This window comes from Kitasatospora indigofera, from assembly GCF_014655955.1.
Taxonomy (GTDB): Bacteria; Actinomycetota; Actinomycetes; order Streptomycetales; family Streptomycetaceae; genus Kitasatospora; species Kitasatospora indigofera.
Genome location: NZ_BNBO01000037.1, coordinates 37,407 through 63,335 on the forward strand (window position 1 = coordinate 37,407; position 25,929 = coordinate 63,335).

19 protein-coding genes are annotated in these 25,929 nt (G+C 74.9%); 14 read left to right on the forward strand and 5 right to left on the reverse strand.

Annotated elements, in window-relative coordinates; all coding sequences use genetic code 11:
- Nucleotides 1–184 precede the first annotated feature (184 nt).
- On the forward strand, nt 185–973 hold the full coding sequence (locus tag IE329_RS26615) for a response regulator transcription factor (protein ID WP_190213520.1): 789 nt from the start codon (nt 185–187) through the stop codon (nt 971–973).
- A gap of 6 nt (nt 974–979) precedes the next feature.
- Nucleotides 980–2,416, forward strand: coding sequence for a sensor histidine kinase (locus IE329_RS26620; protein WP_190213521.1), 1,437 nt, complete (start codon nt 980–982; stop codon nt 2,414–2,416).
- Between the two features lie 60 nt (nt 2,417–2,476).
- On the opposite strand, the gene IE329_RS26625 is transcribed toward IE329_RS26620, so the two are convergent.
- Complete coding sequence (locus tag IE329_RS26625) at nt 2,477–3,496, reverse strand: TAXI family TRAP transporter solute-binding subunit (RefSeq protein WP_190213522.1); 1,020 nt, start codon at nt 3,494–3,496, stop codon at nt 2,477–2,479.
- A gap of 167 nt (nt 3,497–3,663) precedes the next feature.
- On the opposite strand from IE329_RS26625, the gene miaB reads away from it, so the two are divergent.
- Entirely contained in the window at nt 3,664–5,160 is a 1,497-nt protein-coding gene (miaB, locus tag IE329_RS26630) for a tRNA (N6-isopentenyl adenosine(37)-C2)-methylthiotransferase MiaB (RefSeq protein ID WP_268257325.1), read from the forward strand.
- A 179-nt stretch (nt 5,161–5,339) separates the two neighbouring features.
- Nucleotides 5,340–6,038, forward strand: coding sequence for a class III extradiol dioxygenase subunit B-like domain-containing protein (locus IE329_RS26635; RefSeq protein WP_190213523.1), 699 nt, complete (start codon nt 5,340–5,342; stop codon nt 6,036–6,038).
- Nucleotides 6,039–6,071: 33 nt separating this feature from the next.
- On the opposite strand, the gene IE329_RS26640 is transcribed toward IE329_RS26635, so the two are convergent.
- Entirely contained in the window at nt 6,072–6,329 is a 258-nt protein-coding gene (locus IE329_RS26640; RefSeq protein ID WP_190213524.1) for an antitoxin, read from the reverse strand.
- Between the two features lie 225 nt (nt 6,330–6,554).
- Here IE329_RS26640 and miaA point away from each other — a divergent pair, with 225 nt between their 5' ends.
- The 5 genes from miaA to hflX all read left to right on the forward strand — a co-directional run bounded on the left by miaA (nt 6,555) and on the right by hflX (nt 13,741).
- Nucleotides 6,555–7,493 carry a tRNA (adenosine(37)-N6)-dimethylallyltransferase MiaA gene (gene miaA, locus IE329_RS26645; RefSeq protein WP_190213525.1) on the forward strand — a complete coding sequence of 313 codons (939 nt, stop codon included), beginning with the start codon at nt 6,555–6,557 and terminating at the stop codon, nt 7,491–7,493.
- A gap of 238 nt (nt 7,494–7,731) precedes the next feature.
- Nucleotides 7,732–8,235, forward strand: a complete 504-nt coding sequence (locus tag IE329_RS26650; protein ID WP_229927779.1) for a hypothetical protein — start codon at nt 7,732–7,734, stop codon at nt 8,233–8,235.
- A 60-nt stretch (nt 8,236–8,295) separates the two neighbouring features.
- Nucleotides 8,296–9,204 carry a diaminopimelate epimerase gene (gene dapF, locus IE329_RS26655; RefSeq protein WP_190213527.1) on the forward strand — a complete coding sequence of 303 codons (909 nt, stop codon included), beginning with the start codon at nt 8,296–8,298 and terminating at the stop codon, nt 9,202–9,204.
- 363 nt (nt 9,205–9,567) lie between these two features.
- Nucleotides 9,568–12,075, forward strand: a complete 2,508-nt coding sequence (locus IE329_RS26660) for a RelA/SpoT family protein (RefSeq protein WP_190213528.1) — start codon at nt 9,568–9,570, stop codon at nt 12,073–12,075.
- 160 nt (nt 12,076–12,235) lie between these two features.
- Nucleotides 12,236–13,741 carry a GTPase HflX gene (gene hflX, locus IE329_RS26665; protein WP_190213529.1) on the forward strand — a complete coding sequence of 502 codons (1,506 nt, stop codon included), beginning with the start codon at nt 12,236–12,238 and terminating at the stop codon, nt 13,739–13,741.
- 72 nt (nt 13,742–13,813) lie between these two features.
- Here the strand turns inward: hflX and IE329_RS26670 are convergent, their stop codons facing one another.
- Both IE329_RS26670 and IE329_RS26675 read right to left on the reverse strand, forming a co-directional pair.
- Entirely contained in the window at nt 13,814–14,989 is a 1,176-nt protein-coding gene (locus tag IE329_RS26670; protein ID WP_190213530.1) for a trypsin-like serine peptidase, read from the reverse strand.
- 72 nt (nt 14,990–15,061) lie between these two features.
- Complete coding sequence (locus IE329_RS26675) at nt 15,062–16,282, reverse strand: trypsin-like serine peptidase (RefSeq protein WP_190213531.1); 1,221 nt, start codon at nt 16,280–16,282, stop codon at nt 15,062–15,064.
- A gap of 380 nt (nt 16,283–16,662) precedes the next feature.
- Between IE329_RS26675 and IE329_RS26680 the strand changes: the two genes are divergently transcribed.
- From IE329_RS26680 to IE329_RS26700, 5 genes are read left to right on the forward strand one after another with little or no spacing between them, the layout of a single operon-like run.
- Nucleotides 16,663–18,726 (forward strand): IucA/IucC family protein, encoded by a 2,064-nt coding sequence (locus IE329_RS26680; RefSeq protein ID WP_190213532.1) that lies wholly within the window; start codon nt 16,663–16,665, stop codon nt 18,724–18,726.
- Complete coding sequence (locus IE329_RS26685) at nt 18,723–19,379, forward strand: GNAT family N-acetyltransferase (protein ID WP_308438403.1); 657 nt, start codon at nt 18,723–18,725, stop codon at nt 19,377–19,379. The genes IE329_RS26680 and IE329_RS26685 overlap by 4 nt, the downstream gene beginning before the upstream one ends.
- A 15-nt stretch (nt 19,380–19,394) precedes the next feature.
- The gene (locus IE329_RS26690; RefSeq protein WP_190213533.1) at nt 19,395–20,846 is read left to right on the forward strand and encodes a lysine N(6)-hydroxylase/L-ornithine N(5)-oxygenase family protein; all 1,452 of its coding nucleotides are present in this window, start codon (nt 19,395–19,397) and stop codon (nt 20,844–20,846) included.
- On the forward strand, nt 20,824–22,650 hold the full coding sequence (locus IE329_RS26695; protein ID WP_373311303.1) for an IucA/IucC family protein: 1,827 nt from the start codon (nt 20,824–20,826) through the stop codon (nt 22,648–22,650). Before IE329_RS26690 ends, IE329_RS26695 begins: the two co-directional genes overlap by 23 nt.
- A 12-nt stretch (nt 22,651–22,662) precedes the next feature.
- On the forward strand, nt 22,663–24,771 hold the full coding sequence (locus IE329_RS26700) for an ATP-dependent DNA helicase (protein WP_190213534.1): 2,109 nt from the start codon (nt 22,663–22,665) through the stop codon (nt 24,769–24,771).
- Nucleotides 24,772–25,033: 262 nt separating this feature from the next.
- Here the strand turns inward: IE329_RS26700 and lexA are convergent, their stop codons facing one another.
- A complete protein-coding gene (lexA, locus tag IE329_RS26705; protein WP_229927782.1) occupies nt 25,034–25,753 on the reverse strand; it encodes a transcriptional repressor LexA in 720 nt (239 codons plus the stop codon).
- Between the last annotated feature and the right edge of the window lie 176 nt (nt 25,754–25,929).

Sequence of the window (25,929 nt, forward strand, 5' to 3'; positions counted from 1 at the left end):
TCCGCCCGGGTGTCCGCTCCGTGGCCGAGCGTGACCGAGCCTGGCGTCCGGCCGCCCCACTGGCCCATACTGCGCAGGACCGGGGTCCGTCCGGCCGACCGCCGGACCGGCGGGAAGCCCGCCGGGAGGGACCGGAGAACCGAGCGGGACGGCCGAGGGCCAGCCGGCGGGAAGGAGGAACACCATGCGACTGCTCCTCGTCGAGGACGACGAACGGGTCGCGGCGGCACTGGTCGCGGTACTGGGCCGGCACGGCTTCCAGGTCAGGCATGCCCGCAGCGGGCACGAGGCCCTCGACGCGCTGGTGCCGGACGGCAACGAGCCCTACCGGGTGGTGCTGCTCGACCTCGGGCTGCCCGACCGCGACGGCTTCGAGGTCTGCAGCCGGATCCGGGCCGGCAGCGGCGTCCCGGTGATCATGGTGACCGCGCGGGCCGACATCCGCTCCCGGATCCACGGCCTCAACCTCGGCGCCGACGACTACGTCACCAAGCCGTACGACATGGGGGAGCTGCTCGCCCGCATCCACGCCGTGGCCCGTCGCGGCGCGGCACCCGCCGCGGCCGCCGTCGCGGTGGACGACGACGCCCTGCCCGCGCCCCGCGGGCCGCTGGAGTCGCGCGGCATCCGGATCGACCGCGAACGGCGCCGGGTCAGCGTCGACGGGCGCGACGTCCCCCTCACCCGCAAGGAGTTCGACCTGCTGGCCCTGCTCGCGCAGAGCCCCGGCGTGGTCTACCGGCGGGAACAGATCTTCAGCGAGGTCTGGCGCAGCGGCTGGGAGGGCAACGGCCGCACCCTGGAGGTGCACATCGGTTCGCTGCGCACCAAGCTCGCGCTGCCCGGCCTGGTCGAGGCCGTCCGCGGCGTCGGCTACCGCCTGATCCCGGAGTCCCCGGCCGCCGCCCCGGCGCCCGACGCCCGGCCGGCCGCACCCGCCACCGGGACGCCCCCGAACGCCCCGGAGCACTGACGGCCCGTGCGCACCCGCCTGCTGGGCATCCTGCTCTCCCTGATGGCCTGCGTGCTGGCCGCCCTCGGGCTGCCGCTCGGGGCCGCCGTCGCCGCCGCCGAGCAGAGCCGGGTGGTGGTCGACCGGCTCGACGACGCGGCCCGGTTCGCCCAGGACCTGCCCGACCCGGCGCCGGCCGCCGCGGCCGCCGGCACCCCGCAGACGGCCACCGCCCAGGCCACCAGCGACACCAGCCGGCGGCACGCGCTGCGGGCCGAGGTCGCCCGCTACCACGAGCTGTACGGGGCCCGGATCGGCCTCTTCGCCCGCGACGGCAGCGCCATCGCGATCGCCCCGGCGGACTGGCAGGCGCCGACCACCGGATGGGGCGCCCAGGCCTTCCAGGAGGCCCTGGACGGGCGGCGCAGCCACAACCCGCCGCAGGTCTGGCCGTGGACCCCGGACCGTACGCTCGCCGTCGCCGCCCCGGTGGTCCGGGACGGCGACGTGGTCGCGGTCGTGCTCACCGAGTCCCCGACCGGCCCGCTGCGCTCCCGGGTGCTGAACCGCTGGCTGTTCATCGGGGCCGGCGAGGCCGCCGCGATGATCGTCGCGGTGCTGCTGGCGATCCGGCTCACCGAGTGGGTGCTGCGCCCGGTGCGCACCCTGGACCGCGCCACCCACGACATCGCCACCGGGCGGATGAACGCCCGGGTCGCCCCCGGCGGCGGTCCGCCCGAGCTCCAGCGGCTGGCCGGCTCCTTCAACGAGATGGCGGACCACGTGGTGCTCGCCCTCGACCAGCAGAAGGCCTTCGTGGCGGACGCCTCGCACCAGCTGCGCAACCCGTTGGCGGCCCTGCTGCTGCGGGTCGAGCTGCTCGGGCTGGAGCTGCCGGACGGCCACGAGGAGGAGCTCGGCGGGGTCCGCGAGGAGGGGGTGCGGCTGGCCCGGGTGCTGGACGACCTGCTGGGGCTGGCCACCGCCGAGCACGCCCGGCCGGAGCCCGAGCCGACCGACCTCACCGCGCTGGTGCTGGCCAGGATGGACGCCTGGCGGCCGGTCGCCGACCGGCGCGGCGTCGAGCTGGTCTGGGACGGCCCGCCGCTGGCCCTGGGGATGGCCGACCCGATCGGCTTCGGCAGCGCGCTGGACGCGGTGCTGGACAACGCGCTGAAGTTCTCGCCGCGCGGCGCCCCGGTGCGGCTGCTGGTGGCGGTGCGCCGCCGGGAGGTCGCGGTCACCGTGTACGACGCGGGCCCCGGCCTGACGGAGGAGGAGCTGGCCCGGGTCGGTGACCGCTTCTGGCGCAGCCCCCGCCACCAGAACGTGGACGGTTCGGGCCTCGGACTGTCGATCGCCCGCACCCTGCTGCTGGCCGGCGGCGGCGCGCTCTCCTTCGCGCCGGTCGAGCCGGCGGGCCTGGCGGTGACGCTCGCCGTCCCGCGCCGCTCCGGGGACTGAGCCGGCCGCGGGGGAGCGGGCGGGTCGCCGCGGGGCCGCCGGGGCCCGGCCGCGGTGCGGCTACGGCTTGACCGAGCGGTAGTACCGCCTGGCGCCCTCGTGCAGCGGCAGCGGATCGGTGTAGACGGCGGTGCGCAGGTCCACCAGCTGGGCGGCGTGCACCTGGGAGCCGATCCGGTCGCGGCTGTCGATCACCGCCCGGGTCATGCCCTGCACCAGGCCGGTGTCGACGTCGTCCCGGGTGACCAGCAGGTTGGGCACCGCCACGGTGGCCACCGGCTCGGTCGGCCCGGCCTTCGGATAGGTGTTGCTGGGGATGGTCGCGGCCCGGTAGGCGTCCGTCCCGCCGCCCTCCACCTGGTGGACGATCTCGGCGAGGTCGCCGAGCGGGACGAACTTGATCCGGAAGTGCTCCGACAGGTCGGTCAGCGCGCTGGTGGGCAGTCCGCCGGACCAGAAGAAGGCGTCCAGCTTGCCGGCCTGCAGCTGGTCGGCGGCGTCCCCCACCCCGAGCATCGACGGCCGGATGTCCTTGTCCGGGTCCAGCGCGGCCGCCGCCAGCAGCCGCCTGGTCACCAGGTTGACCCCGGAGAGCGACTGGCCGACCCCCACCCGCAGGCCCTTGAGGTCGGCCGTGCGCTGCACCGGGGAGTCCGCGGGGACGACCAGCTGCAGGTAGTCGTCGTAGAGCCGGGCGATCGCCCGCAGCCGGTCCTTGCCCGGGCCCGAGTACTTCGCCACCGAGTCGGCGGTGGCGATCGCGAAGTCGTCCCGCCCGGAGGTCACCCGCTCCAGGTTGTCCAGCGAGCCCTGCGAATTGTCCAGCCGCAGCCGGACCCCGGGCATCGCGCCCGCCACGTGCTCCTGGAGCAGCTGGCCGTAGCGGTCGTACACCCCGCGCTGGACGCCGGTCGCGAAACCGGTCTCCCCGCGCGGGTAGCCCGGTGAACCGGTGGCGCTCAGCCACCAGCCGCCCAGCGCCGCCAGCACCAGCACCAGGGCCAGCACCACGCGCCACAGCCGGCTGCGGGCGGCCGCGCGGGCGGCGGCGCCGAGGCGGGCGGTGGGGGAGGCGGTCATGGGGGGATACTGCCAGCCCGGCGGGGAGAACGGGAGGGGTCGCCCCGGTGAAGGGACCGAGTTGTGATGCCGGGCGGCCCCGGGCCGAGGTCCGGCGCCGGGGTGCGCGGGCGCCGGTCCGCACCGGCCAGGAAGGGGCCGCACGCCAAGCCCTTACCCTGGTCTGTGTGAGCGGTGACAGCGGATTGAAGAGCTACAAGGTCGTCACGTACGGCTGCCAGATGAACGTCCACGACTCCGAGCGCCTGTCCGGGCTGCTGGAGGACGCGGGGTACGTGAAGGCCACCTCGGACGGGGATCCCGACCTGGTGGTCTTCAACACGTGCGCGGTGCGTGAGAACGCCGACAACAAGCTGTACGGCAACCTCGGCCAGCTGGCGCCCGCGAAGACCCGCCACAAGGGCATGCAGATCGCCGTCGGCGGCTGCCTCGCGCAGAAGGACCGCGACACCATCGTGCGCAAGGCGCCGTGGGTCGACGTGGTCTTCGGCACCCACAACATCGGGCACCTGCCGGCCCTGCTGGAGCGCGCCCGGATCGAGCAGCAGGCCCAGGTGGAGATCCTGGAGTCGCTGGAGACCTTCCCCTCCACGCTGCCGACCCGCCGGGAGTCCGCCTACGCCGCGTGGGTCGCCATCTCGGTCGGCTGCAACAACACCTGCACCTTCTGCATCGTGCCCGCGCTGCGCGGCAAGGAGGAGGACCGCCGGCCCGGCGACGTCCTCGCCGAGATCGAGGCGCTGGTCGGCGAGGGTGTCATCGAGGTCACCCTGCTGGGCCAGAACGTCAACGCCTACGGGTCCGACCTGGGCGACCGCGAGGCCTTCTCCAAGCTGCTGCGCGCCGCCGGGCAGATCGAGGGCCTGGAGCGGATCCGCTTCACCTCGCCGCACCCGCGCGACTTCACCGACGACGTGATCGCCGCGATGGCCGAGACCCCGAACGTGATGCACCAGCTGCACATGCCGCTGCAGTCCGGCTCGGACACCATGCTGAAGGCGATGCGCCGCTCGTACCGGCAGGAGCGGTTCCTCGGGATCATCCGCAAGGTGCGCGAGGCGATGCCGGACGCGGCCATCTCCACCGACATCATCGTGGGCTTCCCCGGCGAGACCGAGGAGGACTTCGAGCAGACCATGCACACGGTCCGCGAGGCGCGCTTCGCCAACGCCTTCACCTTCCAGTACTCCAAGCGCCCCGGGACCCCGGCCGCCGAGATGGACGGCCAGATTCCCAAGGCCGTGGTGCAGGAGCGCTACAACCGGCTGATCGCCCTCCAGGAGGAGATCTCCTGGGAGGAGAACAAGAAGCAGGTCGGCCGCACCCTGGAGATCCTGGTCGCCGAGGGCGAGGGCAAGAAGGACGACCGCACCGACCGGCTCTCCGGCCGGGCGCCCGACAACCGGCTGGTGCACTTCACCCGGCCCGCCTCCCCGGTGCGCCCCGGCGACGTGGTGACGGTCGAGATCACCTACGCGGCGCCGCACCACCTGCTCGCCGAGGGCCCGACCCTGGTCGTCCGCCGCACCCGGGCGGGCGACGCCTGGGAGAAGCGCCAGGCCGCCCCGGCGGCCAAGCCCGCCGGAGTGCTGCTGGGCCTGCCCGGCATCGGCGCGCCCGCGCCGCTGGCCGCGGCCCCGGGCGGCGCCTGCTGCGGGGACTGAGCGGGCGGCTCGCCGGCGCGGCCGTTCTCCGGACGGGCAGCGCGCCGGGCGGGCACCGCACCGGACGGCATCGCGCCCGGCGGCCCGGCGGGTTCTCCCGCCGGGCCGCCGGCGTACCGGCCCGGCGCCGTCGGCGGGACCTGCCCCGGCCCGGTGCCCGCCCGGATAGAGTGATCGGCATGCTCGTAGCCGCCGCCGTGTGCCCCAGTCCGCCGCTGCTCGTGCCGGAGGTCGCCGCCGGTGCGGCGGCCGAGCTGGAGCCGCTGCGCGCGGCCTGCGCCGAGGCGATCGCGGAGCTGGTGGCGGCCGGGCCCGAGCTGGTCGTCGTGGTCGGCACCGGGCCCGAGCCCGAGGTGTGGACCGAGGGCGGGGCCGGCTCGTTCCGCCGGTACGGGGTCGCCCTCGCCGTCCGGCTGCCGTCCGGCGGTGTGGACGGCCCTGAACTCACCCCCGCGCTCACGGTCGGCGCCTGGCTGCTGGACCGGGCGGGCGTGGCCCTGCCGACGCACGCCTGCGCCGTCCCGGCCGACTCGCCCGCCGAGCGGATGGCCGGCCTGGGCAAGGGCCTGGCCGGCCTCGCCGACCGGGTCGGGCTGCTGGTGATGGGGGACGGCAGCGCCTGCCGCTCGGTGAAGGCGCCGGGCTACTTCGACGAGCGCGCCGAGGACTACGACGCGGCCGTCGCGCGGGCCCTCGGCTCCGCCGACCTGGCCGCGCTGGCCGGGCTGGACGCCGGGCTCGGCGCCGAGCTGCAGGCCGACGGCCGGGCGCCCTGGCAGGTGCTGGCGGGCGCCGCCGAGGGCACCGCCCTGCGGGCCCGCCTCGGCTACCAGGACGCGCCGTACGGCGTCGGGTACTTCGTGGCCTCCTGGCGCTGAGGCCCCGGCCGCCGGCCGGACCGGGGAGCAGGTTCAGGCGACCGGCCCCTGGCCGTTGCCCACGGGGCCGCCGTCCGGGTGCGGCCGGTGGGCGAAGCCGTCCACCGCGTCCTTGGCCTTCGTCGTCCCGTGCTCGATCTTCTCGCTGTACTTGCCCTTGGTGACCTTGTCGATCGCCTCGCCGGCCTTGTCGACCGCGTGGTCGATCTGCTCGTTGTGCTTGCCGGTGAGTTCGCTGGCCTTCTCCTTGAGCTCCTCGGCCTTGCCCTTGAGGTTGTCCATCATGCCCATGATGACGTCTCCCGTGTCGCGTCCGGCCGCTGCGGCCCGGAGGCCGGTCGTCCTTCTTCTTCACCCAACGCTGGCGCGCGCCGAGTCGTTCTCCGGCGCCCGCGGGTGCGGTGCCGGGCCGGTGCCGGCCGTGAAAACCATCCGATACCGGTCATATCGTCTCGCGGACGGCCGCCTTCGGCAGCGGGCGGACCGGCGCGGCGGCGCTTTTGCGAGACTTGCAGGGTGAGCAGCTCCCTCCCCACCCCGCCCCGCGTCGTCTCGGTGGTCGGCGCGACCGCCGCCGGCAAGTCCGACCTGGCCGTCGCCCTCGCCCGCAGCCTCGGCGGCGAGGTGATCAACACCGACTCGATGCAGCTCTACCGGGGCATGGACATCGGCACCGCCAAGCTCACCGTCGAGGAACGCGGCGGCATCCCCCACCACCTGCTGGACGTCTGGGACGTCACCGAGGCCGCCAGCGTCGCCGAGTACCAGCGGCTGGCCCGCGCCGAGATCGACCGGCTGCTCGCGGACGGCCGCACCCCCGTGCTGGTCGGCGGCTCCGGGCTGTACGTCCGGGCGGCCGTCGACGAGATGGAGTTCCCCGGCACCGACCCGGAGGTCCGGGCCCGGCTGGAGGAGGAGCTGGCGGAGCTGGGCCCCGGCGCCCTGCACCTGCGGCTGGCCGGCCTCGACCCGGCCGCGGCGGCGGCGATCCTGCCGAGCAACGGACGGCGGATCGTCCGCGCCCTGGAGGTCATCGGGATCACCGGGCTGCCCTTCACCGCCAACCTGCCGAGCAACACCGCCGTCTACGACGCGGTGCAGATCGGCGTCGCCGTGCCGCGCCCCGAACTGGACGAGCGGATCGCCCTGCGGGTCGACCGGATGTGGCGGGCCGGCCTGCTGGACGAGGTCCGCACGCTGGAGAAGGCCGGCCTGCGCGAGGGCCGCACCGCCGCCCGGGCGCTCGGCTACCAGCAGGTCCTGGAGCACTTCGCCGGCGGGTGCACCGAGGAGGAGGCACGGGCCGAGACCGTCCGCGCGACCAAGCGCTTCGCCCGCCGCCAGGAGTCCTGGTTCCGGCGCGACGAGCGCATCCACTGGCTGGCCCGGCCGGCCGGCGCGGACCCGGCCGAGCTCCTCCAGCGCTCGCTGGATCTGATCGGACATCAGATCTGAGCCGTCCGACGGCGGTATCCGGCCACTCGGTGGTGCACCTGCGCGCGCAGGTTCCCGTGCAGGACGAACCGGCGGTTACAGGCGGATCACGTCATGGCCACGGATCACCCGAAGACCCCTCGGGACGCGCTGTCGGCCACCCGGGACATGCCATCATCAAAGCATTGGAGACCGGCCGCGCGGGCCGGTCGCACCGGCCGTGAGTCCGGACTCGTGTCGAACTGTCAGGGGAGGCCGCGTGTCGACGGGTACCGGCCCCGAAACCGAGCAGCGGATGAGCGCCACCACGGAAGCGGTCGAGAAGCACGCACCGGCCCTGGCCGAGCTCTCCGACCTGCCGCTCCTCGACGGGCCCACCTCGTACGCGCTGGCGCTGCCGACGCTCGACGACCTCGGCCCGGGCGGTGTGGTGCACGAGCGCGAGATCCGTCCGCGCCGAAGACTCCGCTGGTGGCAGACGCTCCCGATAGCCCTGCTCGCCGCCGTCGGCTCGCTGATGTTCGGGTTCCCGCTGGCCTTCGGATCCGGCGGGGCGATGGTCGGGATGCTCGGCCTGCTGCTCACCGCCGCCTCGGTCGGCTGGGGCGCGATGGCCGCCCGGCACGCCGGCTACAAGTGGCCCGGACTGCCCCGCCGCGGCTCCGGCCAGCGGGCCGGCTGGCGGGCCATCGTGATCTACACGCTGATCGCCCTGGTCTCCTGCGCGCTCGCCGTCTGGCGGGTCGTCCACCTGCACAGCTGACGCCCCGGCCGGAGCGTCCGCGCCCCCGGTCGCCGGGGTCCGGTCGGTACCATCGTCCGTGTGAGCGAATCCCCGTTGCAGCCGGCCGGTCTCCCCTTCCTCAAGGGACACGGCACCCAGAACGACTTCGTCATCCTGCCCGACCCGGACGGGCGGCTGGTGATCGGCCCCGAGGCCGTCGCCGTGCTCTGCGACCGCCGGGCCGGGATCGGCGGTGACGGCCTGCTGCGAGTGGTGCGCGCCGCGGCCGACCCGGTCTCCGCGCCGCTGGCCGACCGTGCCGAATGGTTCATGGACTACCGCAACTCCGACGGCAGCATCGCCGAGATGTGCGGCAACGGCCTGCGGGTCTTCGCCCGCTACCTGGTGCACGCCGGCCTGGCGAAGCCCGGTCCGCTGGCCGTCGCCACCCGGGCGGGTGTGCTGGAGGTGCGGATCGCCGAGGACGCCGCCGACGGCACTCCCGGTGACATCACCGTGGACATGGGCGTGGCCCGGCTTCCCGGGCCGGACGGGATCGAGGTGACGGTCGGGAGCCGGCGCTGGCCGGCCCGCAACGTCAACATGGGCAACCCGCACGCGGTCGCCTTCGTCGACGACCTCGACCACGCCGGCGATCTGCTCGCCGCGCCGCTGACCAGCCCGGACGGGGCCTACCCGGAGGGCGTCAACGTGGAGTTCGTGGTGGACCGCGGCCCCCGGCACGTCGCCGTGCGGGTGCACGAGCGAGGCTCCGGCGAGACCCGCTCCTGCGGTACCGGCGCCTGCGCGGTGGCGGTCGCGGCCGCCCGCCGGGACGGCGCCGACCCCGCCGTCACCGGTGAGAGCGTCAGCTACGTGGTGGACCTGCCGGGCGGACGGCTGGTGATCGCCGAGCATCCGGACGGCCGGGTGGAGATGACCGGGCCGGCCGTCATCGTCGGCAGCGGAGTCCTGGAGCCGGGCTGGCTCGCCGCCCTCCCGCGCTGACCCCGGTACCGGCGGGCGCCGGGCCCGTCCTGACCGCGTGCCGGCCGGGTGCCGCCCGGCGGCCGGGAACGGCCCGCCGGGCGGTGGCCCGGTGCCGGATCCGGGCCACCCTCCGGGCCCTCCCGGGCCGCTGTCGCGCTGCTTCCGGGCCGGGGCCGGCCGCTCTCGGGCCGTCCGCGGGCTCCGGTAGGGGCCGGGGCGGCCGGCCGGCGGGTCGTTTTGCCCATTTCGTACCGGCACGAATCCCCCCGATCGGGTGATCCCGATGACGGAAGGGAAGCGAGGCATCGCGGAACGTGCTGTCCTCGGTAGCATGGACCACCGGGTCGGCAGTCGCTCCGGTGCTAGCTGCCGGAGGTGCCGATGACCGTCGAAGCCGGGCAGCCCGAGACTGGGCAGCTCAGTGTCGCAGGGCTCGGTGCCCTGCAGCCGAGCGCGCTCCCGCCCGCCGCTCCGCGGCCGAACCCCCCGCAGCCGCCGGCCCCGCAGCCCGCCGCGCCGGCCGCGGCCGTGCCGCTCGCAGCTCCCCAGGCCGCCGAGCCGGCCGCGGCGCAGGCCGCCGACGACTCCCGGGCCGCCCGGCCCGGCTCCGCCAGACGCCCGCTCGGCGGCCTCGGCCGGGGCGCGCTCGGCCGGGCGGGCCGCGCCGCCCTGCTGGCCACCGGCCGCCAGCCGGCGCCGGACGCCATCGAGCCGATCGTGCAGGCGCACCGCCGGCACCATCCGCAGGCCGACATCGGCCTGCTCGGCCGGGCCTACCGGACGGCCGAGGCCAGCCACCGCGGGCAGACCCGCAAGAGCGGCGAGCCGTTCATCACCCACCCGCTCGCGGTCACCATGATCCTGGCCCAGCTCGGCGCAGGCACCACCACCCTGGTCGCCTCGCTGCTCCACGACACCGTGGAGGACACCGAGGTGACGCTCGACCAGGTCAGCGCCGACTTCGGCCCCGAGGTGGCCTACCTGGTCGACGGCGTCACCAAACTGGAGAAGGTCGACTTCGGCGCGGCCGCCGAGGCCGAGACCTTCCGCAAGATGCTGGTCGCCACCGGCGACGACGTCCGGGTGATGGTGATCAAGCTCGCCGACCGGCTGCACAACATGCGGACGATCCGTCACATGAAGCCCGCCAGCCAGGCGCGGATCGCCAAGGTCACCCGGGACGTGCTGATCCCGCTCGCCGAGCGGCTCGGCATCCAGGTGGTGAAGGCGGAGCTGGAGGACATCGTCTTCGCCACCCTGCACCCCGAGGAGCACGCCAGGACCAGGGCCCTGGTCGCCGCCCACGAGGCCGACCCCGACACGCTGCTGCAGCCGTTCGCGGAGGCGCTCGGCCGCCAGCTCGCCGAGGCGGGGGTGCCCGCGGAGGTCACCGTCCGGCCCCGGCACGGCGTCTCGGTGCACCGGGTGATGGCGAAGCGCTCCGGCGCGGCCGGCCGGGACGGGCTGCCGCAGGGCCTGCACCCGGCCGACTTCGGGCGGGTGCTGGTGGTGGTCGAGGAGAACGCCGACTGCTACGCGGTGCTCGGCGAGCTGCACACCTGCTGGACCCCGCTGCCCGGTGAGTTCAAGGACTTCGTGGCGGCCCCCAAGTTCAACCTCTACCAGTCCCTGCACACCGCCGTGGCGGTCGACGGCGAGGTGGTGGAGGTACTGGTCAGGACCCGGCAGATGCACCGGGTCGCCGAGACCGGCGTGGTCGCGCTGGGCGACCCGCACCAGCCCGGCGGGCAGCCCGCGGGCCAGTCACCGGCCGGGCAGCAGACCGGACAGCAGGCCGGGCAGCCGGGCGGGCCGGGCCCGCGCGACGAACTGGACCGGACGGACCCGGCCCGGCCCGGCTGGCTCAGCCGGCTGCTGGAGTGGCAGCAGGAGACACCCGACCCGGACGCCTTCTGGTCCACCCTCACCGCCGAGCTGGCCGGCGACCGCGAGATCACCGTGGTGACGGAGAGCGGCGAAACGCTTCAGCTCCGCGCCGGCGCCAGCTGCGTGGACGCCGCGTACCTGATCGGCGAGGAGACCGGCCACCGATGTATCGGCGCCCGGGTCAACGGCCGGCTCACCGCGCTCTCCACCACGCTGGAGGACGGCGACGTGCTGGGCGTCCTCACCGAGGGCGGCGGCGGGGCGGACCAGCCCGGCGCGGCGGCGGGCTCGGAGCCGTCCGGGCCGGCGCCCGAGTGGCTGGCGTACGCCCGTACTCCCGGCGCGCGGCTGGCCATCGAGCGCTGGCTGGCCGACCACCCCGCCGGCGCGCCGGTGGTGCACACCGGCCCGTCCGCCGAGCAGCCCGCCCCGCCCGGGCCGCCGGCCGCCGGCCGGGGTGCCGCACCGGTGGCGGTCGCCGGCCGGCCCGGGGCGCCGGTCCGGCTGGCCCGCTGCTGCACCCCGGTGCCGCCGGACGAGGTCACCGGCTACGCGACCAAGGGCGGCTCGGTGACCGTGCACCGGACGGGCTGCCCGGCGGGGGAGCGGATGCGCGCCGCCGGCCGTGGGCCGCTCGGCGTCACCTGGGTGCCGGACGCGGTGCCGCCCTCCGGCTACCGCGTCACGCTGCGGGCCGAGGCGCTCAACCGGCCCCGGCTGCTGGCGGACCTCACCGCCGTGATGTCCGCCGAGGGGATCGGCATCGTCTCCGCCGAGGTGGAGCCGCCGCAGGAGCTGCGGGTCCGCCACACCTACACCATCGAGCTGCCCACGGCCGGGACCCTGCCGCTGGTGATGCGGGCGATGCTGCGGGTCTCCGGGGTGTACGACGTCTGCCGGCCGCAGCCGGAGGGCGCGGGAAATGCGGATGACCCGCCCGGTCCGGGCGTGCGACCATCATGGGGAATTCACGGCCGGTCCGCGGCGTTCCCAGAGGTGTAGAAGCGTTACTGGCACCTGCGGTCCTGAGGGGTTGCTCCGATCCGCCCGTACCGTACGCGGTACAAGGCGCGGCAGCCGGGCAGAATCCCTGCGTGACCGTCCTGGCACGGTCACGCACGGCCACCCGCACCCGTCGGACACCAGCTAGACAAAGGACAGAATGACCTCCACGTTCGAAACCCGCGACCAATCCGAAGACTCCTCCCGTCGCCTCGGCGACCTCCGGGCCGAGGCCCTGATGGACGAGGACCTCGCGGCCATCGACGAGGACCGCGACCGCCACTACGACGGCGACCAGTACGACCGGAGCGACCGCGCCGCCCTGCGGCGTGTCGTCGGCCTCTCCACCGAACTGCAGGACGTCACCGAGGTCGAGTACCGCCAGCTCCGCCTGGAGCGCGTGGTGCTCGTCGGCGTCTGGACGGACGGCACCGTCGAGGAGGCGGAGAACTCGCTCGCCGAGCTCGCCGCCCTCGCCGAGACCGCCGGTTCCGAGGTGCTGGACGGTGTGATCCAGCGCCGTGACAAGCCCGACGCCGCGACCTACATCGGCTCCGGCAAGGCCCGCGAGCTGCGCGACATCGTCGCCGCGACCGGCGCCGACACCGTGGTCTGCGACGGTGAGCTCACCCCCGGCCAGCTGATCCAGCTGGAGGACGTCGTCAAGGTCAAGGTCGTCGACCGGACGGCCCTGATCCTCGACATCTTCGCCCAGCACGCCAAGTCCCGTGAGGGCAAGGCGCAGGTCTCGCTCGCGCAGATGCAGTACATGCTGCCGCGACTGCGGGGCTGGGGCCAGTCGCTCTCCCGTCAGATGGGCGGTGGCGGCTCCGGCTCCTCCGGCGGCGGCATGGCCACCCGTGGTCCCGGTGAGACCAAGATCGAGACGGACCGGCGACGGATCCGCGAGAAGATGGCGAAGCTCCGCAAGGAGATCGCCGACATGAAGAAGGGCCGGGACACCAAGCGCCAGGAGCGCAAGCGCCACCAGGTGCCGTCCGTGGCCATCGCCGGTTACACCAACGCCGGCAAGTCCTCGCTGCTCAACCGGCTCACCGGCGCCGGCGTCCTGGTGGAGAACTCCCTGTTCGCCACCCTGGACCCGACGGTCCGCCGGGCGCAGACCCCGAGCGGCCGGGTGTACACGCTGGCCGACACCGTCGGCTTCGTCCGGCACCTGCCGCACCACCTGGTCGAGGCCTTCCGCTCCACCATGGAGGAGGTCGCCGACGCCGACCTCATCCTGCACGTGGTGGACGGCTCGCACCCGGAGCCGGAGACGCAGCTGGCGGCCGTCCGCGAGGTGATCGTTTCGGTCGACGCGCAGAACGTGCCGGAGATCGTCGTGATCAACAAGGCGGACGCCGCCGACCCGCACGTCCTGCAGCGCCTGCTGCGCCGCGAGCCGCACGCCATCGTGGTGTCGGCCCGCAGCGGCCAGGGCATCGAGGAACTGCTGCGCCTCATCGACGAGGAGCTCCCGAGGCCCGCGATCGAGGTCCAGGCGCTGGTCCCGTACACCCGGGGCGACCTGGTCTCCCGGGTGCACGCCGAGGGCGAACTGCTCGCCACCGAGCACACCGGCGAGGGCACCCTGATCAAGGCCAAGGTGGCCGCCGAGCTGGCGGCCGAGCTGGAGCGCTACACCGTGGTGACGCAGGGCTGATCCGGCTTCACCCGACGTCGAGGGCCCCGGTCTCCCAGGAGACCGGGGCCCTCGACGTTCCGCCGGTGCGGGTCAGCGCTTCTTCTTGCTCACGTAGTCGAACATGTTCTTGGCCTGGGCCTGCAGCGAGGGGCCGGCCATCCAGGCGGCCGGCTTCGGGCCGATCGAGTTGACGCTGATCAGGGCCGGCTTGCCGTCCTTGGTGACGAACCAGCCGCCGCCGCTGGAGCCCGGGGTCATGGTGCAGCCGATCACGTACATGGTCGGCCGGGTCGCCTCGAAGGAGAGCTTGGCCGGCTTGACGGTGGAGTCGCAGTGCTCCAGCTCGCGGCCGTCGAACGGCGCGGCCGACGGGTAGCCGTACGCGAAGGCCGAGTTGACCTGCTCGCGCGGGGCGTTGAACCAGACCGGCACGGAGCTGCCGACCGTCTCCTCCAGCGACTTCCCGTCCCCGTTCATGTTGTGCACGTGGATCATGCCGAAGTCGTACTGGCTGACCGGGCCGCCGTCGTGGCCGCCCTCGGCCGCCCACTGCGGGCTGACGTACGCCTCGTCGGCCGCCCACCAGCCGTACGGGGCCATCTCGGCCTCGCTGGCCTTCTTGCCGTTGCTGTACGCGCCGCTCTTGTTGAAGGACGGGACGAAGGTCATCTTCTGGAAGAACTTGCCGCCCTTGCCCTCGTGCAGGCAGTGCGAGGCGGTGTACACCAGGTTGCTGCGGCCCGGGTTCGCCGGGTCGCTGACCACGGTGGCCGAGCAGTAGCCGCCGCCGCCCTTGCCGTCCTCCAGGAACAGCTTGCCGAGCACCGCGGTCGCGGCGTTGTACGGGTGGGCCTGGGGCTTGGCCGGTATCGGGCTCGGCAGCTGCGGGTCGGTCTCGTTCTGGGCGGTGGCGCTCTGCGTGCTGAACTCGGGGGTGTCCCGGCCGGCCGCGGCCTCCATCTTGGTCATGTCCCAGAAGCCCTTGACGACATCGTTCTTGAGGATGTTGTCGTTGGCGAACTTCGCCCAGTCGTCCAGGCTCCAGTTGGCGAGGTCGGCGAGGCTGGTCGGCAGTCCCAGGCCCGGCTTGCCGGACGCGGAGGCGCTCGCCGCGACGGTCGGGGCGGCGGTGGCGCCGGCGTCGGTGCTCGGGTCGCCGTTCTCGGGCCCGCAGGCGGTCGCGGCGAGCGAGAGGACGGCCAGGACCGAGGCGGTGGCCAGGGCGGCCCGGCGACGGACCGGGCCGGTGCGGACGGTGTTCGACATGGTGTGTGCTTCCCCGTGGTGGTCGTGAGTGGTGGTGAGGGGCCGTGCGCCGGCCGGGCCGGCGGCGGCCGGCTACTTCTTCGAGATGTAGTCCAGGGCCTGCTTGGCGACGCCCTCCAGGTACGGGCCGCTCAGCGAGGTGTGCTCCTGGGTGCCGATCGAGGTGTTGCTGACCAGGGCGGTCCTTCCGTCCGGCATCCTGGCGAACCAGCCGCCGCCGCTGGAGCCCTGGGTCATGTCGCAGCCGATGGTGAGCATCGAGGGCCGCTTGGCGTCGAACGAGAGCCGCGACGGCTTGCCGCCGTCGCACATGTACAGCTCCTGGCCGTCGAAGGGCTTGAAGAGCGGGTAGCCCCAGGCCGCGACGGAGAGCGTCTCGCGCGGGGCGTCGAACCAGACCGGAACGGCCGAACCGACCGTCTCCTCCAGCGACTTGCCGCCGCCGTTCTGGTTGTGCACCCGCATGACGGCGAAATCGTACTGGCTCGCGGAGTCACCCGTGCCACCGCCCTCGGCCGTCCACTGCGGCGAGGGCACGACCTTGTCGGCCCACCAGGTGCCCAGCGGTGCGAGCTGGTCCAGCGGCGCCTTCTTCCCGCCGCTGGAGGCACCGGAGTTGTTGTACGCGGGGACGAAGACCAGGTCCTTGTAGAAGCCGCCGCCCTTGCCCTGGTGGACGCAGTGCCCCGCGGTCCACACCAGGTTGCTCTTTCCCGGGTGGGCCGGGTCGGCGATCACCGTGGCGGAGCAGTTGCCGCGCCCGCCCTCCGCGCTGAAGAACACCTTCCCCGAGGGCTGCTTGGTGTACGGGCGGGCCACCGGGGAGGCCTTGACCACGGGCGGCTCGGGGTCGCTGGCCCCGCTGTCGCCGGCCGGCGGCGTGGTCGGCGGGGCCGGGTCGGCGGGCTTGGAGTCGCCCATCTTGTCCGGGTTCCAGAAGTCCTTGACCACCGGGTTGTTGAAGACGTGCTGGTTGGCCCAGTTGTCCCAGTCCTCGAACTTCCACTTCTTCAGGTCGTCCCAGGTCTTCGGCAGCCCGTCGAGCAGGCCGGAGGGCAGCCCCGTGGGCAGCGTCAGCCCGCCGATCACCCCGCCGCCGCCCGGTGCCGCGCTGGTGGCCGCGGCCTGGCCGTCCGGGGGAGGGGCGGCCTTGCCGCCGCCGTCCGGGCCGCAGGCGGCGCTGCCGAGCAGGGCCGCCGCGACGAGGGCCGCGCCGACGGCGCGGCGGCGCGCGCGGGCGGGCCGGGCGGCCGCTCCGGACGCGCGGTCGGCGGATCGGCGGATCGGTGACATGGGCTTCGCTCCCCCTGTGGTCCACTGCCCGGCGCCGACGGCCGGCCGCCGGGGTGACGAGCCGCCGGGCTGCGGCCGCGTCGCGGGCATGGTGGAGTCTTCCACCGGCCATCAGGACGGCGGTGGCCACCCCCCGGTTGCGGACGATGATGGAAGGTCACCGATCCGTGACACGGCGCCCGGAGCGCCTCCGCGGCCGGCCGCCGGCCTCGCCCCGGCGCCCCTCCCGCGTCGCGTCGGAGAAGCAGCTGCTCCCTCCTGAGGGTGAGTAACTCGCGATCTTCACCCCAACGAGTGATCCGTTCTTGTGATCACCCCTCAGGGATAGGTAACCCTTACTTGACGCACGGTGAGAGGTGCCCGCCAGACATCCCCCGACAATGCCGCGTCCGGAGTCCCCCGCGCCACAAGGAGCAGCCTTGAGCACCGCCCTCACCGGAGCCCCGACCGCACTTCCGTACCTGCCCCAGCAGGCAGCGGCGGAAGAGGCCGGGGCGCAAGCGGCCCACCCGGACGGGGGCGGTCCGCAGCGGGCGGCGCCGGAGCGGGCGGGCGCCGGAGCCGATGCCCGCCCGGCCAGGGCCGACGCGGAAGCCGGTTCCCGTGCCCGGGCCGCGGCCGAACCGGACCGGCTGCTGCACCCGGACCCGGCGGTCGCCGCCGAACAGGCCGCGCTGGAGGCCTTGCTGCGCTGCTGGACCCGGGAGACCGGCGCCCGTCCCGGCCCCGACGGCCTGCTGCGGATCGCCGTCCTGGGCGGCGCCGCCCGGCTGACCGTCCCCGTCCGGCACTGGTCGGCCTGCGGCTGGCACCGGTTCGGCGCCGCGGTCCTCACCGGTGCGTCCACCGCTGCGGAGCCGGTCGCCGCCCCCGCGACCGGGCCCGGGAGCCTCGCCGCGGAGCCCGGCGGCCCCGCCCCGGACGGCGCCCCCGTGGACGCCGTCACCGCCGCGTCGCTGCTCGCCGCGGCCGCCGCCGACCGTCCCGACCCCGGCCGGATCGCCGACCTCGCCGCCCGGGTCGCCGACTCGGTGACCCGCACCGCCGACATCCTGGCCCACCGTCGCGAGCCCGCCGACCCCGCCGCCCGGCCCGCCTCGCCCTTCCTGGCCGCCGAGCAGGACCTGCTGCTCGGCCACCCGCTGCACCCGACCCCGAAGAGCCGCGACGGACTCGGCCCGGCCCAGAGCGCCGCCTACTCGCCCGAGCTGCGCGGCTCCTTCCGACTGCACTGGTACGCCGTCGACCGCGAGCTGCTCGCCGCCGGCTCCGCGCTCACCAGCACCGCCGAACAGCTCACCGAGAGCCTGCTGGCCACCCCTGGCCTGCTCCCGCCCGGCACCGCCGCCCTCCCGCTGCACCCCTGGCAGGCCCGGGAGCTGGCCCTGCGCCCGGCCGTCGCCGCGCTGCTCGCCGACGGCCGGCTGCACGACCTCGGCCCGCACGGCGAGCCCTGGTACCCGACCTCCTCGGTCCGTACCGTCTGCCGCCCCGGCACCCCCTGGATGCTCAAGCTCTCGCTCGGCCTGCGGATCACCAACTCCCGCCGGGAGAACCTCCGCAAGGAGCTCCACCGGGGCCTGGAGGTGCACCGGCTGCTGGAGAGCGGCCTCGGCGAGGAGTGGCGCGCCGCCCACCCGGGCTTCGACATCGTCCGGGACCCGGCCTGGATCGGGGTGGACCTGCCCGGCGCCGCTGGCCAGGACGGCCCCGCGGACCCCAGCGGCCTGGACACCGTCCTGCGGCAGCAGCCCTTCGGCCCGGACCAGCGCGCGCTCTGCGTGGCCGGCCTGGTCGCCGAGCAGCCGCTCGGCGGCGAGGGACCGGTCCGCAGCCGGCTGGGCGACCTGCTCCGCTCGCTGTCCGCCCGCTGCGGCCGCCCGCTGCGGACGGTGGCCACCGAGTGGTTCCTGCGCTACCTGGACGCCGTCGTGCTGCCGGTGCTCTGGCTGGACGGCCGGGCCGGCATCGCCCTGGAGGCCCACCAGCAGAACAGCCTCGTCCTGCTCGACACCGTCGGCTGGCCGGTCGGCGGCCGCTACCGGGACAACCAGGGCTACTACTTCCGCACCTCGCACGCCGACCGGCTGCACGCCCGGCTGCCCGGCCTCGGCGAGGCCAGCGACACCTTCGTCGCGGACGCCACCGCCGACGAGCGCTTCGCCTACTACCTCGGCATCAACCACGTGCTGGGCCTGATCGGCGCCCTCGGCTCCCAGCGGCTCGCCGACGAGCAGGTCCTGCTCGCCGCCCTGCGGCGCTTCCTGGCCGGCCCCCGGGCCGCCGCCACCGGCTCCGCGCTGCCCGCCCACCTGCTGGAGGCCGCCACCCTGCGCTGCAAGGCCAACCTGCTGACCAGGCTGAACGGCCTGGACGAGCTGGTCGGCCCGGTCGAGACCCAGTCGGTGTACGTGGACATCGCCAACCCGGTGGCCGCCGCGTGACGGCCGGCTCCCGGACGGGGGTGCGGGTGCAGGCCGCGCCCCCGGCGCCCCGCGCCCCCGCCGACCTGCTCGACGGCATCGCCCGCTGGGGCACCATGCCCACCGACGCGGGCGACTTCCGGCTGCGGCCCGTCCGGCTCGCCCCCGACCTCGACCTGCTGGCCGGCTGGATGAACGACCCGGAGGTCGCCGCCTTCTGGGAGCTCGACGGGCCGCCCGCCACCACCGAGCACCACCTGCGCGGGCAACTGGAGGGCGACGGCCGCAGTGTGCCCTGCATGGGCCTGCTGGACGGCACCCCGATGAGCTACTGGGAGATCTACCGGGCCGACCTCGACCCGCTCGCCCGGTACTACCCGGCCCGCCCGCACGACACCGGGGTCCACCTGCTGCTCGGCCCGTCCCGGGCCCGTGGCCGGGGCCTCGGCACGATGCTGCTGGACGCCGTCGCGGAACGGATCCTGCGGGTCCGACCGCGCTGCGGCCGGGTGGTCGCCGAACCCGACGTGCGCAACCTGCCGTCCGTCCGGGCCTTCGAGCGGGCCGGGTTCCGGATCGCCGCCGAGCTCGACCTCCCCACCAAGCGCGCCGCGCTGATGATCCGCCAACGCCCGCCCGGCCGCCCGGCCCAGGCGCCGCCGTCCCTCCCCTAGGAATCCCCCTCCGTCATGGAAACGCCCACCCCCGACCCCTACGACCTGCTCGGCGTCGGCATCGGCCCGTTCAACCTCTCGCTCGCCGCGCTGGCGGACCGGGCCGCCGGCCTGAGCACGCTGTTCTGCGAGGCCCGGCCGGAGTTCCGCTGGCACCCGGGGATGCTGGTCGAGGGCGCCCGGATGCAGGTGCCCTTCCTCGCCGACCTGGTCTCGCTGGTCGACCCGACCAGCCCCTGGTCCTTCCTCAACTACCTGCGCGAGCAGGACCGGCTCTTCCCGTTCTACTTCGCCGAGCGCTTCCAGCTGCCCCGCCGCGAGTACGACCACTACTGCCGCTGGGCCGCCGAACGCCTGCCCGCCTGCCGGTTCGGCACCGAGGTCACCGCGCTGCGCTGGACGGAGGGCCTGTTCGCGGCCGAGCTGACGGACACCGCCACCGGCGCCCGGCGGACGGTGCGCGCCCGCAACGCCGTCCTCGGGGTCGGCACCCGCCCGGTGCTGCCGGAGGCCTTCGGCGCGCTGGCGGGGCACCCGCGGGCCTGGCACTCGGCGGACTACCTGGACCGCCGGGGCGAGCTGGACGACGCCCGGGACATCACCGTCGTCGGCTCCGGGCAGTCCGGCGCGGAGGTCTTCCTCGACCTGCTGCGCCGGCGCGGCGCGGACGGCACCAGGCTGCGCTGGCTCACCCGCACCCGGGCGCTGGCCCCGATGGAGTACTCCAAGCTCGGCCTGGAGCACTTCACACCCGACTACACCCGGTACTTCCACACGCTGCCGGCCGCCGTCCGCGACGAACTGGTGACGGCCCAGTGGCAGTTGCACAAGGCCGCCAGCGCCGAGACGCTCGCCGAGATCCACGACCACCTCTACGAGCGGACGATCGGCCGTCCGATCGACTCGGCCCCGGTGGAGATCACCCCCGGCACCGCGGTCACCGAGGCCCGGCCGGGCCCCCGCGGCGGCCTCGAACTGCGCTGCCGGCACGTCGACTCGGCCGCCGAGCACCTGCTGCGGACCGACGCGGTGGTGCTCGCCACCGGCTACCGGGCCGCCCGGCCGGCCCTGCTCGGGCCGCTGGCCGCCCTGATCGACTGGGACGAGGCCGGCCGCTACCGGGTCGGCCTGGACCACCGCGTCGCCACCCTCCCGGAGTTGACCGGCGGGCTGTACGTTCAGAACGCCGAACTGCACACCCACGGGGTCGGCACCCCCGACCTCGGGCTCGGCGCCCACCGGGCCGCCGTGATCCTCAACGCCGTCGCCGGCCGGACCGTCCACCGGCTGCCCGCCCGTACCGCCTGGACCGGCTTCGCCCCGCCCGCGCCCGCCGCCCCGCACCCTGGGGACGGCGCCGCCGCCCCGACCAGCACCGACGGTCCCGGCGCCACCGCCACCGCCACCGCCCCCACCGGCTTCCCACGACCCCAGGAGTGGCCCCGTGCCGCAGCAGCCAGCCGCTGAGCCGCCGCTGTACCTGCCCCCGCAGCTCACCCCGGAGCACTGGCAGCGGGCCCGCCGGGCGATGCTGGCCAAGATGCTGGCGGAGTTCGCGTACGAGGAGCTCGTCACCCCGGTCGCCGGGGCCGACGGCGGCCACCTGCTCACCCTGCCCGGCGCGGTGACGTACCGCTTCACCGCCCGCCGCGGCGCCTACGGCAGCTGGCAGGTCGACCCGGCCTCCCTGCACTGCTCGCACGACCCCGACCTGGACCCGCTGCGCTTCGTCCAGTTCGCCCGCCACGAACTCGGCCTCGGCGGCGACACCACCGGCCACCTGGTCCGCGAGCTCACCGCCACCCTGCTCGCCGACGCCCACCAGCTGGCCACCGCGCCGACCGCCGCCGAGCTGGCCGACCTCGGCCACACCGAGCTGGAGGGCCGCCAGGGCGGGCACCCCTGGATCGTGCCCAACAAGGGCCGGCTCGGCTTCTCCGCCGCCGACGCCGCCCGCTGGGCCCCGGAGGCCCGCACACCCCGGCCACTGCCCTGGATCGCCGTGCACAAGCGGCTCGCCACCTACCGCGGGGTGCCCGGCCTGGAGAGCCCGGAGCAGCTGTACCGCACCGAGCTGGACGACCCCGCCGGGCTGCGCGCCGCGCTCGGCGACGCGGCCGACGACTACCTGCTGCTGCCGGTGCACCCCTGGCAGTGGGACGAGACCGTGGTGCCGCTCTTCGCCCCCTGGATCGCCGCCGGGGAGATCGTGCCGCTGCCCTCCGACGGCGACCTGCGGCTGCCCCAGCAGTCCATCCGCTCCTTCTTCAACGTCAGCCGGCCGGAGCGCTGCACGGTCAAACTGCCGCTCGCCATCCTCAACACCCTGGTCTGGCGGGGCCTGCCGACCGAGCGCACCCTGGTGGCGCCGGCCGTGACCGGCTGGATCCACGGGCTGCGGGACGGCGACGCCTTCCTGCGCGACGAGTGCCGGGTGATCCTGCTCGGCGAGATCGCCTCCGTCACCGTCGACCACCCGGTGTACCGGGAGCTGCCCGAGGCGCCCTACCAGTACAAGGAGCTGCTGGGGGCGATCTGGCGGGAGCCGCTCGGGCCCTTCCTCGACCCGGGCGAGCGGGCCCGCACGCTGGCCGCCCTGCTGCAGTGCGGCCGGGACGGCCGGGCGCTGACCGCCGAACTGATCGCCCGCTCCGGGCTCGGCCCGCGGGAGTGGGTGGGCCGGCTGTTCGGCGCGATGCTCCCCCCGCTGCTGCACTTCCTCTACCGCTACGGCACCGTCTTCTCGCCGCACGGCGAGAACGCCATCGTGGTGTTCGACGCGGACGACGTGCCCGTCCGGCTCGCCGTCAAGGACTTCGTCGACGACGTCAACCTCAGCGACCAGGACCTGCCCGAGCTGCGCGGCATCCCCGCGGAGGTCGCCGGGGTGCTGCTCCGCGACCGGCCGGACTTCCTCTGCCAGTTCCTGCACTCCGGCCTCTTCATCGGCGTCTACCGCTACCTCGCGCCGCTGCTCGACCAGCAGCTCGGCCTGCCCGAGGCGGAGTTCTGGGCCCTGCTGCGCGAGGAGATCCTGCGCTACCAGGCCCGCTTCCCCGAGCTGCGCGAGCGCTTCGAGCTCTTCGACCTGTTCCGGCCGGCCATCGACCGGCTCTGCCTCAACCGCAACCGGCTCCTGCTCGACGGCTACCGGGACCGCCCCGAGCGGCCGCACGCGGCCGTGCACGGCCAGGTGCCCAACGCGCTGCACCCCGGCGTGCTGGCGGCGATGCCCGAACAACGGAGCCGGATTGTCAGTGCCGCGCCGTAGGGTGGGAGGGCGATGACGAACGACTCCCAACCCCAGCCCCTGCCCGGTGACGACGAGGCCGCGCCCGCCGACGCACCCGCGGTGAAGCGCTCCCGCCTGCCGGACCTGCTGCACGCCGCGGTGGCCGCGGTCGGCGGCGTGGAGCGCCCCGGCCAGGTCCGGATGGCCGAGGCCGTGGCCGACGCCGTCGACCACGGCGAGCACCTGCTCGTCCAGGCCGGCACCGGCACCGGAAAGTCCCTCGCCTACCTGGTCCCGGCGCTCGCGCACGGCGACAAGGTGGTGGTCGCCACGGCCACCCTGGCGCTCCAGCGCCAGCTGGTGGAACGGGACTTGCCCCGGACGGTCGACGCGCTGCACCCGGTGCTGCGCCGCCGCCCGGAGTTCGCCATGCTCAAGGGCCGCTCCAACTACCTCTGCCTGCACCGGGCGCACGAGGGCACCCCGAGCGAGGAGGGCGAGGGGCTGTTCGACCCGGTCGAGGCGCTCGGCGGCCCCACCGGCAAGCTCGGCCGGGACGTCCTGCGGCTGCGGGAGTGGGCCGACGAGACCGAGACCGGCGACCGCGACGACCTCACCCCCGGCGTCTCCGACAAGGCCTGGGCCCAGCTCTCGGTCACCTCCAAGGAGTGCCTGGGCGCGACCAGGTGCGCCTACGGGCAGGAGTGCTTCGCCGAGAAGGCCCGCGAGCGGGCCAAGCTGGCGGACGTCGTCGTCACCAACCACGCGATGCTGGCGATCGACGCGATCGAGGGCGCGCCGGTGCTGCCCGAGCACGCGATGCTGATCGTCGACGAGGCGCACGAACTGGTGAACCGGGTGACCGGCGCGGCCACCGCCGAGCTGACCGTCGGCGCGGTCAACCGGGCGGTGAAGCGGGCCGCCCGGCTGGCCAACGAGAAGGCCGTGGACGCCCTGCAGGCGGCCGCCGAGAGCTACCACGGGCTGATGGAGACGGCGCAGCCCGGCCGGGTCGAGGAGCTGCCCGAGTACCTCTCCTACGCGGTCTCGGCGATCCGGGACGCCGCCCGCCAGGTGATCACCTCGCTGGGGGAGACCAGGGACAAGGCCCTCACCGACGAGGACGCCGTCCGCAAGCAGGCGATGGCCTCCGCCGACACCCTGCACGAGACGGCCGAGCGGCTGCTCGCCGAGTCCGAGTACGACGTGGTCTGGATCGAGCGCTCCGACCGCTTCGGCCCGGGCACGGCCTCGCTGCGGGTGGCGCCCTTGAACGTCGCCGGGCTGCTGCGGGAGAACCTCTACAAGGAGCGCTCGGTCGTCCTCACCTCGGCCACCCTCAAGCTGGGCGGGGACTTCAACGGGGTGGCCGGCTCGCTCGGCCTGCCGGGCGAGGGGCGGCTGGCGGACGTCCGCACCCCGCAGGACCCGGAGCTGGAATTCGGCGAGGACACCCCGCCGTACTGGCGCGGGATCGACGTCGGCTCGCCCTTCGACTACCCCAAGCAGGGCATCCTGTACGTGGCCAAGCACCTGCCGCCGCCGGGCCGCGAGCCCGACCGGCCGGAGATGCTGGCCGAGCTGGAGGAGCTGATCGGCGCGGCCGGCGGCCGCACGCTCGGGCTGTTCTCCTCGATGCGGGCGGCGCAGGCGGCGGCCGAGGCGATGCGCGAGCGGCTGGACAACCGGATCCTGCTGCAGGGCGAGGACACCCTCGGCGAGCTGATCCGCGACTTCGCCTCCGAGCCGGCCGCCTGCCTGTTCGGCACCCTCTCGCTCTGGCAGGGCGTCGACGTGCCGGGCTCCGCCTGCCAGCTGGTGGTGATGGACCGGATCCCGTTCCCGCGGCCGGACGATCCGCTGATGAGCGCCCGGCAGAAGGCGGTCGAGGAGGCGGGCGGCAACGGTTTCATGGCGGTCGCGGCCAACCACGCGGCGCTGCTGATGGCGCAGGGCGCCGGCCGGCTGGTGCGGGCCGTGGACGACCGCGGGGTGGTGGCGGTGCTGGACCCGAGGCTGGCGACCGCCCGGTACGGCAGTTACTTCCGTTCGTCGATGCCGGAGTTCTGGTACACCACCGACCGCAACCAGGTGCGCCGCTCGCTGGCCGCCATCGACGCCTCGGCCCCGGAGCCGCGTCCGGTCGCCAAGCGCGGCTGAGCGGCGGTACCGGGCCTCCCGGGCCGGCCTCGGCCGTCCTGGGCCGGGGGGCGTTCCCGGGGGTGCTCCGACGGTCCGTCCGGCCCGGACGGGCCGGCGCGTCGGGGCCCGGCAGGCATCACGGGCGGGCATGACAGAGGGGGCTCCGGCTGCGACCGGAGTCCCCTTCATCTGTGCTCGGCTCAGCTGTTCCCCGCCGCGGACCGGGTGGGCCGCGGCGGCCCGGTGGTGCGTGCCGCCGACGGGTCAGGCCGCCGGCGGGTCAGAGCCGGCGCAGCACCGCCACGACCTTGCCCAGGATGGTCGCGTTGTCGCCGGGGATCGGGTCGTACGCCGGGTTGTGCGGCATCAGCCAGATCCGGCCGTCCTCGCGCTTGAGGCGCTTGACGGTGGCCTCGCCGTCGATCATGGCGGCGACGATGTCGCCGTTCTCGGCGACCGGCTGGCGGCGGACGGTGACCCAGTCGCCGTCGCAGATGGCGGCCTCGATCATCGAGTCACCGCGCACGGTGAGGGCGAAGAGCTCACCCTCGCCGACCAGCTGACGGGGGAGCGGGAAGACGTCCTCGACGGTCTGCTCGGCGAGGATCGGGCCACCGGCGGCGATCCGGCCGACCAGCGGCACGTACGAGGTGGACGGGCGCCCCGCCGTCTCGGCGGTGTTGGGGCGGGCCACCTCGACCCCGCGCACCTCGTAGGCCCGCGGGCGGTGCGGGTCGCGGCGCAGGAACCCCTTGCGCTCCAGGGCCATCAGCTGGTGGGCGACCGAGGAGGTGCTGGACAGGCCGACGGCCTGGCCGATCTCGCGCATGCTCGGCGGGTAGCCCCGGCGCTGGACGGAGTCCCTGATGACCTCGATGACGCGGCGCTGGCGTTCGGTCAGCCCGGCCTCGTCGGTGCGGATGCCGGGCGGCCGGCCGGGCAGCGAGCGGGTGGGCGCCGGGTGGCCGAGAGTGGCGTCCTGGGCGTTGGAGTGCTCGATCGGCTGGTCGGGGACGCGGCTCACGCCGACGACGGCCGGGCCGGCGTGGCGGTGGTCTTCGCTACGGTCCATGCTGTGGTCCACACTCTGGTTCGTGGTGCGCTGCCCCACCTTGAGCTGGGTGTGTTCCTGCACCGGGATGGTGTTGCTTTCGATCGTGTTCACGGCGGCCCCTC

Bases quoted from the DNA above. Each gene is read 5' to 3' on its own strand.
- IE329_RS26615 (WP_190213520.1), top strand. From the start codon at position 185: ATGCGACTGCTCCTCGTCGAGGACGACGAACGGGTCGCGGCGGCACTG.
- IE329_RS26625 (WP_190213522.1), bottom strand. From the start codon at position 3,496: ATGACCGCCTCCCCCACCGCCCGCCTCGGCGCCGCCGCCCGCGCGGCC.
- IE329_RS26635 (WP_190213523.1), top strand. From the start codon at position 5,340: ATGCTCGTAGCCGCCGCCGTGTGCCCCAGTCCGCCGCTGCTCGTGCCG.
- IE329_RS26640 (WP_190213524.1), bottom strand. From the start codon at position 6,329: ATGGGCATGATGGACAACCTCAAGGGCAAGGCCGAGGAGCTCAAGGAG.
- IE329_RS26660 (WP_190213528.1), top strand. From the start codon at position 9,568: ATGACCGTCGAAGCCGGGCAGCCCGAGACTGGGCAGCTCAGTGTCGCA.
- hflX (WP_190213529.1), top strand. From the start codon at position 12,236: ATGACCTCCACGTTCGAAACCCGCGACCAATCCGAAGACTCCTCCCGT.
- IE329_RS26670 (WP_190213530.1), bottom strand. From the start codon at position 14,989: ATGTCGAACACCGTCCGCACCGGCCCGGTCCGTCGCCGGGCCGCCCTG.
- IE329_RS26675 (WP_190213531.1), bottom strand. From the start codon at position 16,282: ATGTCACCGATCCGCCGATCCGCCGACCGCGCGTCCGGAGCGGCCGCC.
- IE329_RS26680 (WP_190213532.1), top strand. From the start codon at position 16,663: ATGCCGCGTCCGGAGTCCCCCGCGCCACAAGGAGCAGCCTTGAGCACC.
- IE329_RS26690 (WP_190213533.1), top strand. From the start codon at position 19,395: ATGGAAACGCCCACCCCCGACCCCTACGACCTGCTCGGCGTCGGCATC.
- IE329_RS26700 (WP_190213534.1), top strand. From the start codon at position 22,663: ATGACGAACGACTCCCAACCCCAGCCCCTGCCCGGTGACGACGAGGCC.